General features: G+C 54.2%; 12 protein-coding genes. 4 read left to right on the forward strand and 8 right to left on the reverse strand.

The features are described from left to right. Positions 1 to 97: 97 nt before the first annotated feature. The 3 genes from ABD851_RS10495 to ABD851_RS10505 form a co-directional block, all read right to left on the reverse strand. Positions 98 to 1,279 carry a FecR family protein gene (locus ABD851_RS10495; protein ID WP_344978949.1) on the reverse strand — a complete coding sequence of 394 codons (1,182 nt, stop codon included), beginning with the start codon at positions 1,277 to 1,279 and terminating at the stop codon, positions 98 to 100. Positions 1,280 to 1,353: 74 nt separating this feature from the next. Then, positions 1,354 to 1,941 (reverse strand): sigma-70 family RNA polymerase sigma factor, encoded by a 588-nt coding sequence (locus ABD851_RS10500; protein ID WP_344978951.1) that lies wholly within the window; start codon positions 1,939 to 1,941, stop codon positions 1,354 to 1,356. A gap of 138 nt (positions 1,942 to 2,079) precedes the next feature. Continuing rightward, positions 2,080 to 3,924 (reverse strand): GxGYxYP domain-containing protein, encoded by a 1,845-nt coding sequence (locus ABD851_RS10505; RefSeq protein WP_344978953.1) that lies wholly within the window; start codon positions 3,922 to 3,924, stop codon positions 2,080 to 2,082. 120 nt (positions 3,925 to 4,044) lie between these two features. Here ABD851_RS10505 and ABD851_RS10510 point away from each other — a divergent pair, with 120 nt between their 5' ends. The 3 genes from ABD851_RS10510 to ABD851_RS10520 are packed head-to-tail and all read left to right on the forward strand — an operon-like array spanning position 4,045 to position 5,146. After that, positions 4,045 to 4,488: a universal stress protein gene (locus ABD851_RS10510; RefSeq protein WP_344978955.1), complete on the forward strand. Its 444-nt coding sequence runs from the start codon at positions 4,045 to 4,047 to the stop codon at positions 4,486 to 4,488. Between the two features lie 56 nt (positions 4,489 to 4,544). Next, positions 4,545 to 4,772 carry a hypothetical protein gene (locus ABD851_RS10515; RefSeq protein WP_344978957.1) on the forward strand — a complete coding sequence of 76 codons (228 nt, stop codon included), beginning with the start codon at positions 4,545 to 4,547 and terminating at the stop codon, positions 4,770 to 4,772. Next, a complete protein-coding gene (locus ABD851_RS10520) occupies positions 4,757 to 5,146 on the forward strand; it encodes a type II toxin-antitoxin system VapC family toxin (protein ID WP_344978959.1) in 390 nt (129 codons plus the stop codon). Before ABD851_RS10515 ends, ABD851_RS10520 begins: the two co-directional genes overlap by 16 nt. 11 nt (positions 5,147 to 5,157) lie before the next feature. On the opposite strand, the gene ABD851_RS10525 is transcribed toward ABD851_RS10520, so the two are convergent. The 5 genes from ABD851_RS10525 to ABD851_RS10545 form a co-directional block, all read right to left on the reverse strand. Then, positions 5,158 to 7,683, reverse strand: a complete 2,526-nt coding sequence (locus tag ABD851_RS10525; protein ID WP_344978961.1) for a DNA gyrase/topoisomerase IV subunit A — start codon at positions 7,681 to 7,683, stop codon at positions 5,158 to 5,160. A gap of 17 nt (positions 7,684 to 7,700) precedes the next feature. Continuing rightward, entirely contained in the window at positions 7,701 to 8,090 is a 390-nt protein-coding gene (locus ABD851_RS10530) for a cupin domain-containing protein (protein ID WP_344978963.1), read from the reverse strand. Next, the gene (locus tag ABD851_RS10535) at positions 8,050 to 8,913 is read right to left on the reverse strand and encodes a DUF1835 domain-containing protein (protein WP_344978965.1); all 864 of its coding nucleotides are present in this window, start codon (positions 8,911 to 8,913) and stop codon (positions 8,050 to 8,052) included. Before ABD851_RS10535 ends, ABD851_RS10530 begins: the two co-directional genes overlap by 41 nt. A 2-nt stretch (positions 8,914 to 8,915) precedes the next feature. Further along, entirely contained in the window at positions 8,916 to 10,853 is a 1,938-nt protein-coding gene (locus ABD851_RS10540; protein ID WP_344978967.1) for a DNA topoisomerase IV subunit B, read from the reverse strand. Between the two features lie 115 nt (positions 10,854 to 10,968). Next, the gene (locus tag ABD851_RS10545) at positions 10,969 to 12,399 is read right to left on the reverse strand and encodes a phytoene desaturase family protein (RefSeq protein WP_344978970.1); all 1,431 of its coding nucleotides are present in this window, start codon (positions 12,397 to 12,399) and stop codon (positions 10,969 to 10,971) included. Positions 12,400 to 12,487: 88 nt separating this feature from the next. Between ABD851_RS10545 and ABD851_RS10550 the strand changes: the two genes are divergently transcribed. Continuing rightward, on the forward strand, positions 12,488 to 13,912 hold the full coding sequence (locus ABD851_RS10550) for a glycoside hydrolase family 125 protein (protein WP_344978971.1): 1,425 nt from the start codon (positions 12,488 to 12,490) through the stop codon (positions 13,910 to 13,912). Positions 13,913 to 13,931: the final 19 nt, after the last annotated feature.

A 13,931-nucleotide genomic window follows, 5' to 3' on the forward strand; every position in this document is an offset into this window, starting at 1 on the left:
CCGGCCTTTTTACGGGCATATGCAAGGGGATGCTCTTTTTATTCCATAGTTCTGTTTTTTTAGATTTAAACGATATCCGACGTATCCCGACTGACGATCAGGAACCAATCGTTCCGGGAGCCACAATGATATGCCGGCCCTCGATACTGAAATGCACTCCCCCTGTCGCTTCCAGTATCCGGAATACATCTGAAACCCGTGTATCCCGGCTCATCTCCACATGAAAACGCTCTGTTACGGTTCCGCTATAGATCACGTCAACATTATACCAGCGGGCCACCTCGCTCATAATGGTTTTGATATCGGATTTATCAAATGAAAACATGCCGTTCTTCCAGGCCATCACCGCATCCATATTTACGCCGCTCTTTACCCGTATACTACCTGTGGCAGACGGATTTCCGCCAAGCTGCGCCTGCTGTCCCGGCTTCATCGTCACCTGCTGCCGGCCGGTAACGGCCAAACGACTGACATTTACGGCCCCTTTTAGGAGCGTGACTTTTATTGCTTTTTCATCGTCGTATGCCTTGACGTTGAAGTGAGTACCCAACACGAGTATCTCTACATTTCCCTTGCTTACCTTGAAAGGAGCAGCCCTATTTTCCGCCACTTCAAAATAGGCCTCCCCATTAAGCTCCACCGTCCGCTCTTTATCCGTAAAGCAAGTCGGATAGCGCAAAGAGGAAGCCGCATTTAACCAAACGCGGGTACCGTCAGAAAGCGTCAGGGTGAAGATCCGGCTGCCTGCAGGCACCGTAAGGGTATTGTACAGTACGGGACCGGCTGCGGAATGCGTTCCGGGTTTATAATCGATTTGGCTGTTCGAAGGCTTGGTAATACTGGTATTCCCCTGCACGGCAAGGCCGCCGTTACGCGCACTGTCCAGGAATACATTCTGCCCGTTGGCCAGCGTCAACACGGCACGGGCTGTCTGTGGGGGCCGGATATCCTGCCCGGCGACGGTTGCCGGAACAGGTACCGACGATACCGGCGCCCTGCTCCGGTACAGCAAATAAAATCCCAAGGCCAGCAACAACACAACCGCTGCCGCTATCGGCCATCTGCGCCGGCGACCTCTCGCAACGGACGGCAGGGCGGCGTGGATACGATCCAGTACTTCCTCTTCCCAGGCAGGCAACTCATCAGCCGGGGGGCGGACCTGCCGATCCTTCCGTCGGTCAAACAGCCGGTAATACTCCTCCAGGAACCACCGTTCCTCCGGGGTGGCTTTCCCCTCGGCATAACGTTTCAAGATTTCCTGCAAGATATCCCGGTCCATATGTCAGCAATAAAGTAGCGCTTTATCTACTTATACCCTATGGAGAGAAAACTCCCATCCGGCGGTTTAACTTTTTAAAAAATATGCCGGAATGCGGAGTCGAACAACAAAAAGAAGATGATTCCGGGTAACTTATCCCGTAGACTATTGTAGGCGATACCCAGCTGATTTTGCACCGTCTTCTGTGAGATATGGAGCTTTGCGGCAATTGCCTTGGTAGAAAGCTGCTCCTGGTAACGCAGCCGGAATATCTCCCCGCGCTTCTCCGGAAGCGTATCCATCCATTGCTCCACCAGGGTCAGGAGCTCTTTATAGTCCAGCGGGTCGCTCGCGGTACCTCCTGCAGGCATAATGGCTTCCAGCGGCTCATAGAACGCCTTGCCGGCTGAACGGCCAATATATTTAAAGACCTGAAAACGAACGGCAGTATGAAGATACCCTACGGGATTTTCATTGCTGATCTGCTCCCGCCGAAACCATAGATCGGTAAATATATCCTGGATGATATCCTTGCAGGCCTCTGCATCCTGCAAGCGTCGGAAGGCCGAACGGAAGAGGTCTTTGAAATGACGCCGGTAAAAGGCATCAAAAGCCTTTCTATCCCCCTCCCTAAGGCGATGGAAAAGCACTTTATCATCTGACGTCCCATACAGAATATCCATGATGACCAATAGTGAGCACGTTATACTCGGATCGTTAAAGTTACTATAACTTTCCGGACTTTTTCCACCGGTAACCGCCCGCCACGTAGCTGAGATACACGGGTTTCCGATTCCCGCTTATCTCGTCCTCAAAGATTTTCATTGGCCCCTGTCGCCTTCCTCCAGATAAATACGGTACAATTCAAAAAAAGCAGGCGCATCCAGCAGCTCAATCTTGGGGTCCAGCCGTTTTAATTCTTCCGCCACCTGCACATACCAGGTGGGGCTTTTCAGGATATTCCGGAACCAGTGAAAAGGGACAGGCCGCGCTTTTACCCGGGCCAGGATATGACGGGCAGCGGCGGCAGGATCCGTTTCATTTACATCGTCGTCCGACCGCAGCACCGGCATATTGCCATGCAGCAGGGTTAGCGGAACCTTTTGGGGCACGATCCCGTTCCCGCTAAACTGCGCATAAGCGTCCAGCCCTTTTTTATTCAAGCCCGGCGCCTTTCCGTCAATGATAAAACCGGTGATGCTCAGTCCCCAGCGGTCATAGTACGGTTTGTTATGCGCCACCCAGGCCTGTAGCCCTTCGGGCAGGCCGGATATCGGCCGCGGTTCCTGCAGCATACCCGGCATCAGATAGCCAGCGCCGTTATCCGCCGCGGCAAAATAATCATTGGGCGTAGCGGTTTCCCGCCGGTAATCCATCGCCATGGGCACCCTTTCCGCCAATACCGGGCTGATGCACCACATCAGGGGCACTTTTCCGCGGTCCGGGTCGTCCCACAAATCCGGTGTGGTTTGCGAAAGCCAGGAAGAGGCGTCATAATCCCCTACATAAAAGATGATAAAGTTGCGGCCGCGGAAATCAATCTGACCGTCGCGGGTGAGGTATCCCCGGCGCTGCAGCTCCTGCGGGGTTATCCAGGGCTGCGGATATTTTGACTTAAGGGGAAAATGCTGCCAGAAGGAAGCATTGGCCAGGGCGCCATAGTTAATGGCATCCGCATCTTTAAAGGCGTTGTAAGCGCTGATAATACGGGAGTATTCCCATTCTGTCTCCACATCCTCATGGCGGCCGCCGGCATGACGGGTGTACTTAAAGGCCCAGGGCGGGAAACCGCCGATATAGCAAAACCGTTGCCCGCGGTTCTGCCGGTAAGCCGTCAGCAGCAGTTCCTTTAACGTCTTCCGGTCGGTGCCGGGTTGCTGATGCGGATCATCTGTGGCCGGCTCGTCGCCCCAGGGACTGAGATCAAAGAAAAAGCCCCGGCGGCTGACAAAGAAGTCGTGGTTGGAAAGGGTATGATGGTTGCGCGCCGCTGCAGCGGGTTTTTTCATCCACTGCTGATCGATATAGTAAGCTGCATAGGCCGTATTGCATCTTCCCTTTTTCATATAGTGCTCCAGGAACCACAGATAGGCATCGTCTTTAGCGGAGCCGCTGGAGGGCCGGTCTGTTCCGGGGACATTGCCCTTGCCGGTAAACAGCGGGGAACCGTCGCTGTGCAGCAGCCAGATCTTCACGGGCAAACGGGGCCCATTCATAACCAGCCTGGAGTAAAGGCTGCCTGGTGTGGTATCATAACGGAGGGCAATCACATCTTCAATCCCCGCCACCGAGGAAGCGACATTACTGGTGGCCGGTACCTTGGGATCGTACACCACGGCGCCTTTTATCTCATGACGATAGGCATTGATCATCGAACCGACGTCAGGATACAGAACGGTATCCCGCCCGCTCAGCCACTTGCCCTTCCCGCGGTATTTGTTCCACCAGTAACGGTCGATATCCACCCGGCCGTTTTTTACCAGGAAGATATAAAGGCGGGGCGAACGGCGGTTGACGATGCCCTGCAGGGTGGCCACTGCATGGATATCATCCCAGATCATCTTCAGGCTGTCCGGATTATGCAGATCGGCAGAGAGGGTATATTCCAGATCGATCATGCCGACAGGCGATATTTGCTGCGCCCTGCCGGCAGCTATCCAAAACAAACAACACCAAATAATTCCTGTTCTTTTTTTCATCCTGCGGCCGTTTTGCTGCATAGTTTCCGAAGCCGTAAATATGCAAAATTTACCCTACATTTGATATATTACCTCAACCCGACCATCATGTTCCGGAAAATTCTCATTGCCGTCAATGACGACGAATATGCGCGCAAGCCCGCCGAAACGGGTTTCCAGCTGGCCCGTACGCTGAATGCCGCGGTAGGAATAGTGTTTGTGATCGATCAGCGGCTTACGGTCAACCCGATGGACAATGATATTTCTCCGCTCTCGCCGCTCGAGATCATGGAGAGCCTGCACCGGGAGGCCGACCGCACGCTGGATGAGCTGATGGGCCGGTATGCAGGCGATCAACCGGCGGAACGCTTTACGCCGGAAGGCCGTCCCACGGCCGAAATACTGAACACTGCGGAAAGCTGGGGAGCAGATCTTATTATCCTGGGCACACACGGCCGCTCCGGGCTGATGCAGCTGCTCACCGGCAGCATCACGACCTACATCAAACACCATTCAAAAATACCCGTGCTGATCGTGCCGTCTGAGCATTGAGAACATTTTCCGGAAGAAGACAACCCGCATTTGGAAAATTCAGTAATTTTGCTATTATGCAAGCACAGATAGATATCGCATTTGACCAACTGGTTCGACTGGCCAAGGGCCTCCCTTCAAAACAGTGGGCAAAACTTAAAGAAGAAGTGGAAAAGAGCAAAGAAAAAAACTTATCTCCTTCCGATCTTGAGTCGTTTTTGCTATCTGCTCCGACTTTCACTAAAAAGCAGCTTGATGAAATTGCCAAAACCCACAAAGCAATCAGCCGATGGCGGACAAAATAGTACTGGTCGATACATCCATCCTCATTGACCATTTCCGTAAGACGAATAAGTCTCAGTCTATATTAATTTCATTAGTAAAACAAGACTATATCTACTGTATTTCTGTTATTACTGATTACGAAATTTATACAGGAACAACACCGGAGCAGCTTAATTTTTGGAACTCTTTTTTACAAAAAACAGAAGTTCTTCCATTTGATAAAAAAGTAGCAAACGTCGCAGTAGATATAAATAAACAATTAAAAAAGAAACGAAAACAAATCGCGATCCCAGATTTGTTTATTGCAGCAACTGCTGTTGCCAATGGCTTACCCCTTGCTACGTTAAATAAAAAACATTTTCAGCGTATAGACGAGCTGACGCTTGTAGCGTAACGGCTACCTCCTCAGAACAGCGCTCCCTGCTGACCTTTCTCATCTGTCCCTTCCGGCTGAATCAGCTCGAGGCTGTTGAATTCCTTACCGCAGAGCTTGCTGCCGACGGCTTTCCAGCCGGTAACATCGGCCAGCTGGGTCAGGTCCACCTTGCTCTTCTTTGCGTCGGAACGCTTTTTCCCGGTAACGAGGGTGGCTACAGGATGCTCCTGCGTGGTCACCAGCTCCAGCTGATTGCCCTTTCCTTCTTTGATAAAGGTAAACTTGCTGTTCTGTGTCTGCGTCTCGATCCGGAATCTCTTTACATTATACTGCATCTTGTCCGCATCATAATACACGGCGGTGATGACTTTTTCCGGATCAAATTTTTCCAGCAGCACCAGCATATCCGGATCATAGCGGTTGGTCAGCTCATAGTTGGTCAGCTCATAGGTCCCGTCGTTGTAGAACGCAATGAGCTGATCCCCGTTATCAAAGCTACCCAGGTATTGCCCCCGCTCTTCGGTATTGAGTCTTCCTATGGCATCATCCAGCCAAAGCTTCAGCCCGGACAGCGTGGAAGCGCCTTTTTCCTTCAGCTTGACGCTGCGGATAGGATACTTCGTCACCTGGTTACCCAGCGAAGAACGGCTTTTTATGGCGATCTCCTCGAAGGGAAAATCAAAATTCTTCTGCCGGGCCGCACTTCCCGCTGTGAGCAGTATGGTGACGATCTCAGCCTCTCCGTTGGGGTTGGCGGTAAAATAATGGACCTTGTTTTTTTCACCCTTGCAGAGATCGTACTCCTTGTCGCGCGTGACACCGGTAACGTTGAAACGCTTGGCATAGCTCATTCCCTTTTTCAGATCCGTATAGATCATATTATAGGTAGTACGCTCGTCGTTTTTGCGAAAAACCGCGGCATGCAGGATGTCTTTCCCGATAAACACCTTGTCGGCCACCTTCACTACTTTCATCTTCCCGTCCCGCGTAAAGGCGATCACATCGTCCAGGTCGGAGCATTCTCCGATAAGCTCGTCTTTTTTCAACCCTGTCCCGATAAATCCTTCTGCGCGGTTCACATACAGCTTTGCATTGGCTATGGCCACCGACTGGGCCTGGATGGTCTCAAAGTTCCGGATCTCCGTTTTCCGTTCCCTGCCGCCGCCGTATTTCTTCAGCAGGTTCTCATAATAGCTGACGGTAAAATCCACCAGGTGCTCCAGATCGTAATTCACCTGTTCTATATCCGCTTCTACTCCTTTGATATGTTCATCGGCCTTAAAGCTGTCGTACCGGGATATCCGCTTGATCTTTATTTCGGTGAGCTTTATAATATCTTCCCGGGTGATCTCACGGCGAAAACGCTTTTTATAGGGGCGCAACCCTTTGTCAATAGCGCCCAGCACCCCCTCCCAGGTAGTTTCTTCCTCGATATCGCGGTATATCCGCTTTTCTATAAATATCTTCTCCAGGGAAGAGTAATGCCAGTCTTCCTGCAGCTCATGCAGCTTTATCTCCAGCTCGCGGCGCAGCAGCTCGCGGGTATGATCTACAGACCGCTTCAGCAGATCGGACACGCTTACAAAATGCGGCTTGTCCTCCATGACCACACAGGCATTCGGGGATACCGATATCTCACAGTCGGTAAAGGCATACAAGGCATCTATCGTAATGTCCGGGGATATGCCGGGCGCCAGCTGCACTTCCACCTCCACCTCCTGCGCGGTATTGTCCACTACCTTTTTTACCCTGATCTTTCCGTTGTCGTTCGCTTTTACAATGGAATCCATCAGCTGTGCGGTCGTAATGCCATAAGGGACATCTTTGATCAGCAGGGTCTTTTTGTCTTTTTCCTCGATATGCGCGCGGATGCGCACCCGTCCGCCGCGCTTTCCGTCATTGTAGTTGCTTATATCGACCATCCCGCCCGTTCCAAAATCGGGGTACAGCTCAAATTTCCGGCCACGGAGGTATTTGACGGCAGCGGTGATCAGCTCGCAAAAATTATGGGGCAGTATACGGGTGGAGAGCCCCACCGCGATCCCTTCCACCCCCTGCGCCAGCAGGAGCGGAAACTTCATGGGGAGGGTTATCGGCTCGTTTTTCCGCCCGTCGTAGCTCAGCTGCCAGAAGGTGGTTTTAGGATTAAAGGCCACGTCGAGCGCAAACTTCGAGAGACGCGCTTCGATATACCGGGAGGCTGCCGCCTGGTCGCCCGTGCGCACATCCCCCCAGTTGCCCTGGGTATCGATCAGCAGGTCCTTCTGTCCGAGGTTGACCAGGGCATCCCCGATGGAAGCGTCGCCATGCGGGTGGTACTGCATGGTCTGCCCGATGATATTGGCCACCTTATTAAACCGGCCGTCGTCCATCTCCTTCATGGCATGAAGAATGCGGCGCTGAACCGGCTTCAGCCCATCTTCCATGGCGGGCACCGCCCGCTCCAGTATCACATAGGAGGCATAGTCCAGAAACCAGTTTTCATACATGCCGCTGACCGGCAACCTGTCCTGCAGTTGCTCATCCTGCGATACATTATCTTCGATTTCAGCCATAATGATGCTTACCCTCTTTACGATTTATATTCTATTCTCACCGAATCTTCCTGTACATCCTCCAGGGAATTCATTTCCCAGAAAGAACAGTCGGTCAACGCCTGCAGCTCATGCCACACATTTACGGGCACGGCTACACGTGCCGGTGCATTTACCTCCTGCTGCCGCATCGCTTCCGGTCCTTCTTCCAGCGCATACCAGCGAAAAAGGGCCGTTCCGCTCAGCAGGTACAGGACCTCCGGATCTTTGTACGGCGATTTCCCGGTATGGTAATGCCTGCCGCTGCTGGTACCGGCCTTACGGTAGCAAAGGATAAAATTTCCCGTACGGTCGTTGGGCACCTTCAGCGTGCTGCCGCGGTCGTCTTTATTGATCACCGGCAACGGTGTTATCGTTACTTCCTTCATACGTTTCGGAGTTATCGGTCCGGGCTGCGCCCTGTCTGGTCTTTACGCTGTAATCTTTGGCACCTTTGGCTTCTCCTTCCGCCTCGAGCATGCCGGCAGCCACCAGCGTCTTCAGCCGCCCGTTGAGGTAGTGCTCTTCGGGGGTATGGCCGGATTTGGTCAGCGTTTGCTGGATCACGCGCCAGGCTTTCTGAAAAGTGGGATGGCAATGCCCCAGCAATATTTTATCAAAAAAATCCTCCGGGCAGCCTTTCAGCTTTTTACCTCCCTCGAGGATACGTACGGGCAGGTGCTCCGAAACGAGGCGGGACCATTCTTCTCCGTCCAGCTCAAATTCGGAAGGCGTGATCTCCCGGGCCAGCTTGCGGGCTTTGAGAAATTCCCGGGGCAGCACCTGCCCCAGCGTCACGGGATAAAAAAGAGCGCCTTTCTCATTGATAAAAGGAAGGTTATTGAGATAGATGATGTGCACACGACCCTGGAAATCCGCGAGGGGAGCAATGAGCGAATAATAGGCGCACACATCCCGGGCGTTCTGCGCCGCCCATATCCAGACCTCGTTACTTTCATCTTCCTGCATCCTTTCGAGAACGGTACGCCGTTTTTCAGCATCGGTCCTGCCCGGAAATCCCTCCGGCAGTCCCGTAAGCTCCTGCCACCATGCTTCCCGGACCTGTCCGCCCGGCTCTTCTTCCAGCGGGCCGCAGGAAAGATTATCTTCCAGTATGAAGATGTCCCCGGCAATGATATCGTCCAGCTGAAAGCTCTGTTGCAAAGCCTCAGCACCCTGCCGGTCAAAAACAATATGCAGTAACTTTTCCATATTCAGTCTTCCAGGACGGCTTCTTCCGGTTCGGCCACGCCGGCTTCGGAAGATTCCGCCACTTCGTCTTTTTCCACACGGAGGTTATCGATAATAAAACCCTGCCGCTCCTGGGTATTTTTACCCATGTAATATTCCAGCAATTTGGGGATGGCGGTCTCCTTACGGAGGATCACCGGATCCAGCCGGATATTTTCCCCGATAAAGCCCCCGAATTCTTCCGGGGAGATTTCCCCAAGGCCCTTGAAACGAGTGATCTCCGGCTTGCCGCCCAGCGTACGGATGGCCGCCTGCTTTTCCTCTTCGCTGTAACAGTAAAGGGTACGCTTTTTATTCCGCACACGAAACAGGGGCGTTTCCAGAATATACAGGTGACCGTTTTTTACCAGCTCGGGGAAAAATTGCAGGAAAAAGGTCAGCATCAGCAGGCGGATATGCATCCCGTCCACATCCGCGTCAGTAGCCAGCACAATATTATTATAGCGCAGTCCTTCCAGGCCGTCCTCAATGTTCAGGGCATGCTGCAGGAGGTTGAACTCCTCGTTTTCATACACGATCTTCTTTTTGAGACCGAAACAGTTGAGCGGTTTCCCGCGCAGGCTGAATACGGCTTGTGTCTCCACGTTGCGCGATTTGGTAATGGAACCGCTGGCGGAATCTCCCTCGGTGATAAAGATGGTGGTCTCCAGCTTCTTGGCCTGCATTTCTTCCTTGTTTTTCCCCTCGGCCTCGTCGTTGCAGTGCACCCGGCAGTCGCGCAGCTTGCGGTTGTGCAGGTTAGCCTTCTTGGCCCTTTCGTTGGCCAGCTTTTTGATGCCGGACAGCTCCTTCCGCTCCCGCTCGCTCTGCTCGATCCTTTTTTTAAGGGCTTCCGCCACGGAGGGATTCTTGTGCAGGTAGTTATCCAGCTCCTTGGACAGAAAGTCCAGCACAAAGCTTTTCATGGAGGGGCCGCCTTCGGAAACATACTGGGAGCCCAGCTTGGTCTTGGTCTGGGATTCAAATACCGGCTCTTGCACCCGTACCGCTACGGCCGCCACAATGGAGGCGCGAATATCGGCCACATCATAGTCTTTCTTATAAAATTCCCGGACGGTCTTCACGTAAGCCTCGCGGAAAGCAGCCAGATGAGTGCCGCCCTGGGTGGTGTGCTGCCCGTTGACAAAGGAATAATATTCTTCCCCGTATTGATTCTCATGCGTAATGGTCACCTCAATATCATCACCCTTCAGGTGGATGATCGGGTAACGGATCTCCTCTTCGTTCACCTTACGCTGCAGCAGGTCCAGCAGGCCGTTCTTGGAAACGTATTTCTTGCCGTTAAAATTGATGATCAGCCCGGCATTCAGATAACAGTAGTTCCATATCTGATCCTCCAGGAATTCCGGCACATAGCGGAAATTCTTGAAGATCTGGCTATCGGGGATAAACGTCACCAGCGTGCCGTTGGGTTCGGTGGTCTTGGTCTCCTTGTGTTCTTTGACCAGCGTGCCGCGTTCAAATTCCGCGATCTTGGTTTTGCCCTCCCGGTTGGACTGTACCTTAAACTGGGCAGACAGGGCATTTACCGCCTTGGTACCCACTCCGTTGAGCCCTACTGATTTCTGGAAAGCCTTGCTGTCGTATTTGGCCCCCGTATTGATCTTGCTGACCACATCCACTACCTTTCCCAGGGGGATGCCGCGGCCGTAATCCCGCACGGTGACCCCGTGCTCGGTGATCCGGATATCGATCTGACGACCGAAGCCCATCATATGCTCGTCAATACAGTTGTCGATCACCTCCTTGATCAGGACGTAGATGCCGTCATCCGGACTGGAGCCGTCGCCCAGCTTGCCGATATACATGCCCGGACGGAGGCGGATATGTTCCTTCCAGTCCAGCGAGCGGATAGATTCTTCCGTATAAGCGTTAAACAGGTCTTCTTTTTTCTCAGCCATATGCCAGGTATAGTAACCGGAAATGCTTCCGGACGAATTATTTTTCTGCTAATATTTTTAGCATTTGCCGGTCACGCGCAAAAATAAGGCATTACCCTTTTACGCCAAACGGAATTTATGAAATACCAAAAACGTCTTTCAGGGCGCGGCGGGCGGCATGATAGCCGCACATGCCGTGGACCCCGCCTCCCGGCGGGGTGGAAGAAGAACAGATATAGATATCTCCGGCCGAAGTACGGTAAGGAGAAAGGCGCAGGGTCGGGCGGGTGAAAAGCTGCCCCAGGTCGCTTACGCCGCCGTTGATATCGCCGCCGATATAATTGGGGTTATAGGCTTCGAGCTGAGCGGTATGCAGGGTATGCCGCGCCAGCACCCGGTCCCGGAAACCGGGGGCAAATCGCTCTACCTGCTGCTCAATGGGCACAGTCATGTCTTTCAGAGAACCATGCGGCACATGGCAGTAAGCCCAGGCGGTATGCTTCCCCGCCGGCGCCCGGGAGGGATCAAACAGGCTTTGCTGGGCCAGCAGCACAAAAGGACGTTCCGGGTGTCCCCCTTTCCAGGTCAGGTGTTCCGAGGCGGCGATCTCCTCGAGGGTATTGCCGAGATGAACGGTACCCGCCTGCCGGCAGGCCGCTGACCTGAAAGGTATGGGGCCATCCAGAGCCCAGTCTATTTTAAATACGCCCATCCCGTAGCGGTAGCCCTGCAGCTGTCGCCGGTAGAAAGGTGACAGGCGCTCCCCCGCGATCTGCAGCAGCTGCCGCGGCGTTACGTCCAATAATACCGCCCGGGCAGGAGGCAGCTCATTCAGCGATTTTACGCATACACCGGTTTCCGTTTTTCCCCCGAGGGCCGTAAAGTAACCCGTCAGCGCCTGTGCCAGGGCGCCCGAGCCTCCCCGAACGAGCGGCCAGCCCCCGGTATGGGCCGCGGTCATCAGCACCAGCCCGATGGCGGCGGTAACCGCGCCGGACAGCGGCATCTGGGAGTGGGCGGCCATTCCGGCCCACAATCCCCTGGCCTCCCGGGTCCGGAAGCGGCGCGACAGCCACAGCGCAGAAGGCAGGGCCTTTAGTCCGAAAGCGGCCATATCCAGCGGATGCGCGGGAAAAGCCAGCGGACCCAATATGTCGCCGATCATGCCATCCCAGCTTTTCGCTACCGGCGCTACCAGCCTCCGGTAGGCGGCTGCATCCACTCCCAGGCCGGACGCTGTTTCCGGCAGGGAGCGATGAAGCACGGCGACGCTGCCATCTTCAAAAGGGTGTGCTGCGGGTAGGGGCGGCTGGATGAATTCCAGCCCGTAAGCGCCGAGGGGAAGCGACCGGAAAAAGGGGGAAGCGGCAGCCATGGGATGGATGGCCGAGCATACGTCGTGCAGATAACCGGGCAGCGTCAGGGCTTTTGAGCGGAGTCCTCCGCCGGTCTCCTCCTTAGCCTCCAGCAGCAGCACGGAAAGCCCCTCCTGCTGCAAGGTAATGGCGGCGGCCAGTCCGTTCGGACCGGATCCTACCACGACTGCATCGTAATCCTTGCTGCTCATATCGCCGTTTGAGGGGCAAGTTACAGATTATGCCCGCAATGCATCCACCGAAAATGTTGTATTTTCCGCGCTCTAAAAATGATCATCTATGCACAGGAGGGATTTTTTGCAGCAAAGCGCGCTGTTGGGAGCAGGAATGGCCCTGCCATCGGGATCCTTGTTTTCTCCGCAGTTCCCCGTCGTGCGTACTCCGCAAGGTGAAAGACATTTCAGCAGTCCCGCCGTGGAAGACACGATCCGGAAGATGCAGTCGGTGATCCGGGACCGGGAGCTGGGCTGGCTTTTCGGCAATTGTTTCCCCAATACGCTGGACACCACCGTCTTTCCGAAATCCGGGGAAGGACGGCCGGATACGTTTGTCATCACAGGCGATATCCATGCCATGTGGCTGCGCGACAGCAGCGCGCAGGTATGGCCCTACCTGCCGCTGATGAAGGAAGACAGCCGCCTGCAGCAGCTTATTGCCGGGGTGATCAACCGGCAGACAGCCTGCATCCTCATCGACCCTTATGCCAATGCCTTCAACGAAGGGCCTACCGGCAGCGAGTGGGACAAAGACCTTACCGAGATGAAGCCGGAGCTGCATGAGCGCAAGTGGGAGGTGGACTCTCTCTGCTATCCCATCCGCCTGGCCTATCATTACTGGAAGCATACCGGAGATACCCGGCCTTTTGACCAGCGCTGGCAGCAGGCCATGCAGCTGGTGATCCAAACTTTCCGGCAGCAGCAGCGGAAGCAGGATAAAGGACCTTATAAATTCGGACGCGTTACCTCCTGGTCTACCGACACGGTGCCGGGCGGCGGCTATGGCAATCCCGTACGCCCGGTAGGCCTCATCGTGTCCGTCTTCCGTCCTTCTGACGACGCCACCATATTTCCCTTCCTGGTACCTTCCAACTTCTTTGCCGTCACCTCCCTGCGACAGGTAGCCGAGATGAGCAAAAGCATACTGAAAGACAATGTGCTGGCCGGGGATTGCAGCAGACTGGCAGACGAGGTAGCGCAGGCGCTGCAGGAATACGCCGTGATCACCCACCTGGAGTTCGGGAAAATATATCCTTACGAGGTAGACGGCTTCGGCAACCGGCTCTTTATGGACGACAGCAATGTACCCAGCCTGCTGTCGCTGCCCTACCTGGGGGCTATAAAGCCCGGCGATCCGGTATACCGCAATACCAGGCGGTTTATCCTGAGCGGCAGCAACCCGTATTTTTTCCGGGGAAAATCTGCGGAAGGCAGCGGCAGTCCCCATACCCTGGAAAACAATATCTGGCCCATGAGCATCATCCTGCGCGCCATTACCTCGGATGACGACGAAGAGATACGCGCCTGTCTGAAAATGCTGCGGCAGTCGCATGCCCATACCGGGTTTATGCACGAATCCTTCAACAAGGACGACCCCGGCAAGTTTACCCGGAAATGGTTTGCCTGGGCCAACACGCTCTTCGGGGAAATGATCCTCAAGATATACCGGGAACGGCCGCATCTGCTGACCCAACAGACTTACAGCTGAACGGGCAACATCGCATGCC

Origin of the sequence: Compostibacter hankyongensis, assembly GCF_039541075.1 — a bacterium.
Classification (GTDB): Bacteria; Bacteroidota; Bacteroidia; order Chitinophagales; family Chitinophagaceae; genus Compostibacter; species Compostibacter hankyongensis.

Bases quoted from the DNA above. Each gene is read 5' to 3' on its own strand.
- ABD851_RS10510 (WP_344978955.1), top strand. From the start codon at position 4,045: ATGTTCCGGAAAATTCTCATTGCCGTCAATGACGACGAATATGCGCGC.
- ABD851_RS10495 (WP_344978949.1), bottom strand. From the start codon at position 1,279: ATGGACCGGGATATCTTGCAGGAAATCTTGAAACGTTATGCCGAGGGG.
- ABD851_RS10540 (WP_344978967.1), bottom strand. From the start codon at position 10,853: ATGGCTGAGAAAAAAGAAGACCTGTTTAACGCTTATACGGAAGAATCT.
- ABD851_RS10550 (WP_344978971.1), top strand. From the start codon at position 12,488: ATGCACAGGAGGGATTTTTTGCAGCAAAGCGCGCTGTTGGGAGCAGGA.
- ABD851_RS10515 (WP_344978957.1), top strand. From the start codon at position 4,545: ATGCAAGCACAGATAGATATCGCATTTGACCAACTGGTTCGACTGGCC.
- ABD851_RS10535 (WP_344978965.1), bottom strand. From the start codon at position 8,913: ATGGAAAAGTTACTGCATATTGTTTTTGACCGGCAGGGTGCTGAGGCT.
- ABD851_RS10545 (WP_344978970.1), bottom strand. From the start codon at position 12,399: ATGAGCAGCAAGGATTACGATGCAGTCGTGGTAGGATCCGGTCCGAAC.
- ABD851_RS10525 (WP_344978961.1), bottom strand. From the start codon at position 7,683: ATGGCTGAAATCGAAGATAATGTATCGCAGGATGAGCAACTGCAGGAC.
- ABD851_RS10530 (WP_344978963.1), bottom strand. From the start codon at position 8,090: ATGAAGGAAGTAACGATAACACCGTTGCCGGTGATCAATAAAGACGAC.
- ABD851_RS10520 (WP_344978959.1), top strand. From the start codon at position 4,757: ATGGCGGACAAAATAGTACTGGTCGATACATCCATCCTCATTGACCAT.
- ABD851_RS10500 (WP_344978951.1), bottom strand. From the start codon at position 1,941: ATGGATATTCTGTATGGGACGTCAGATGATAAAGTGCTTTTCCATCGC.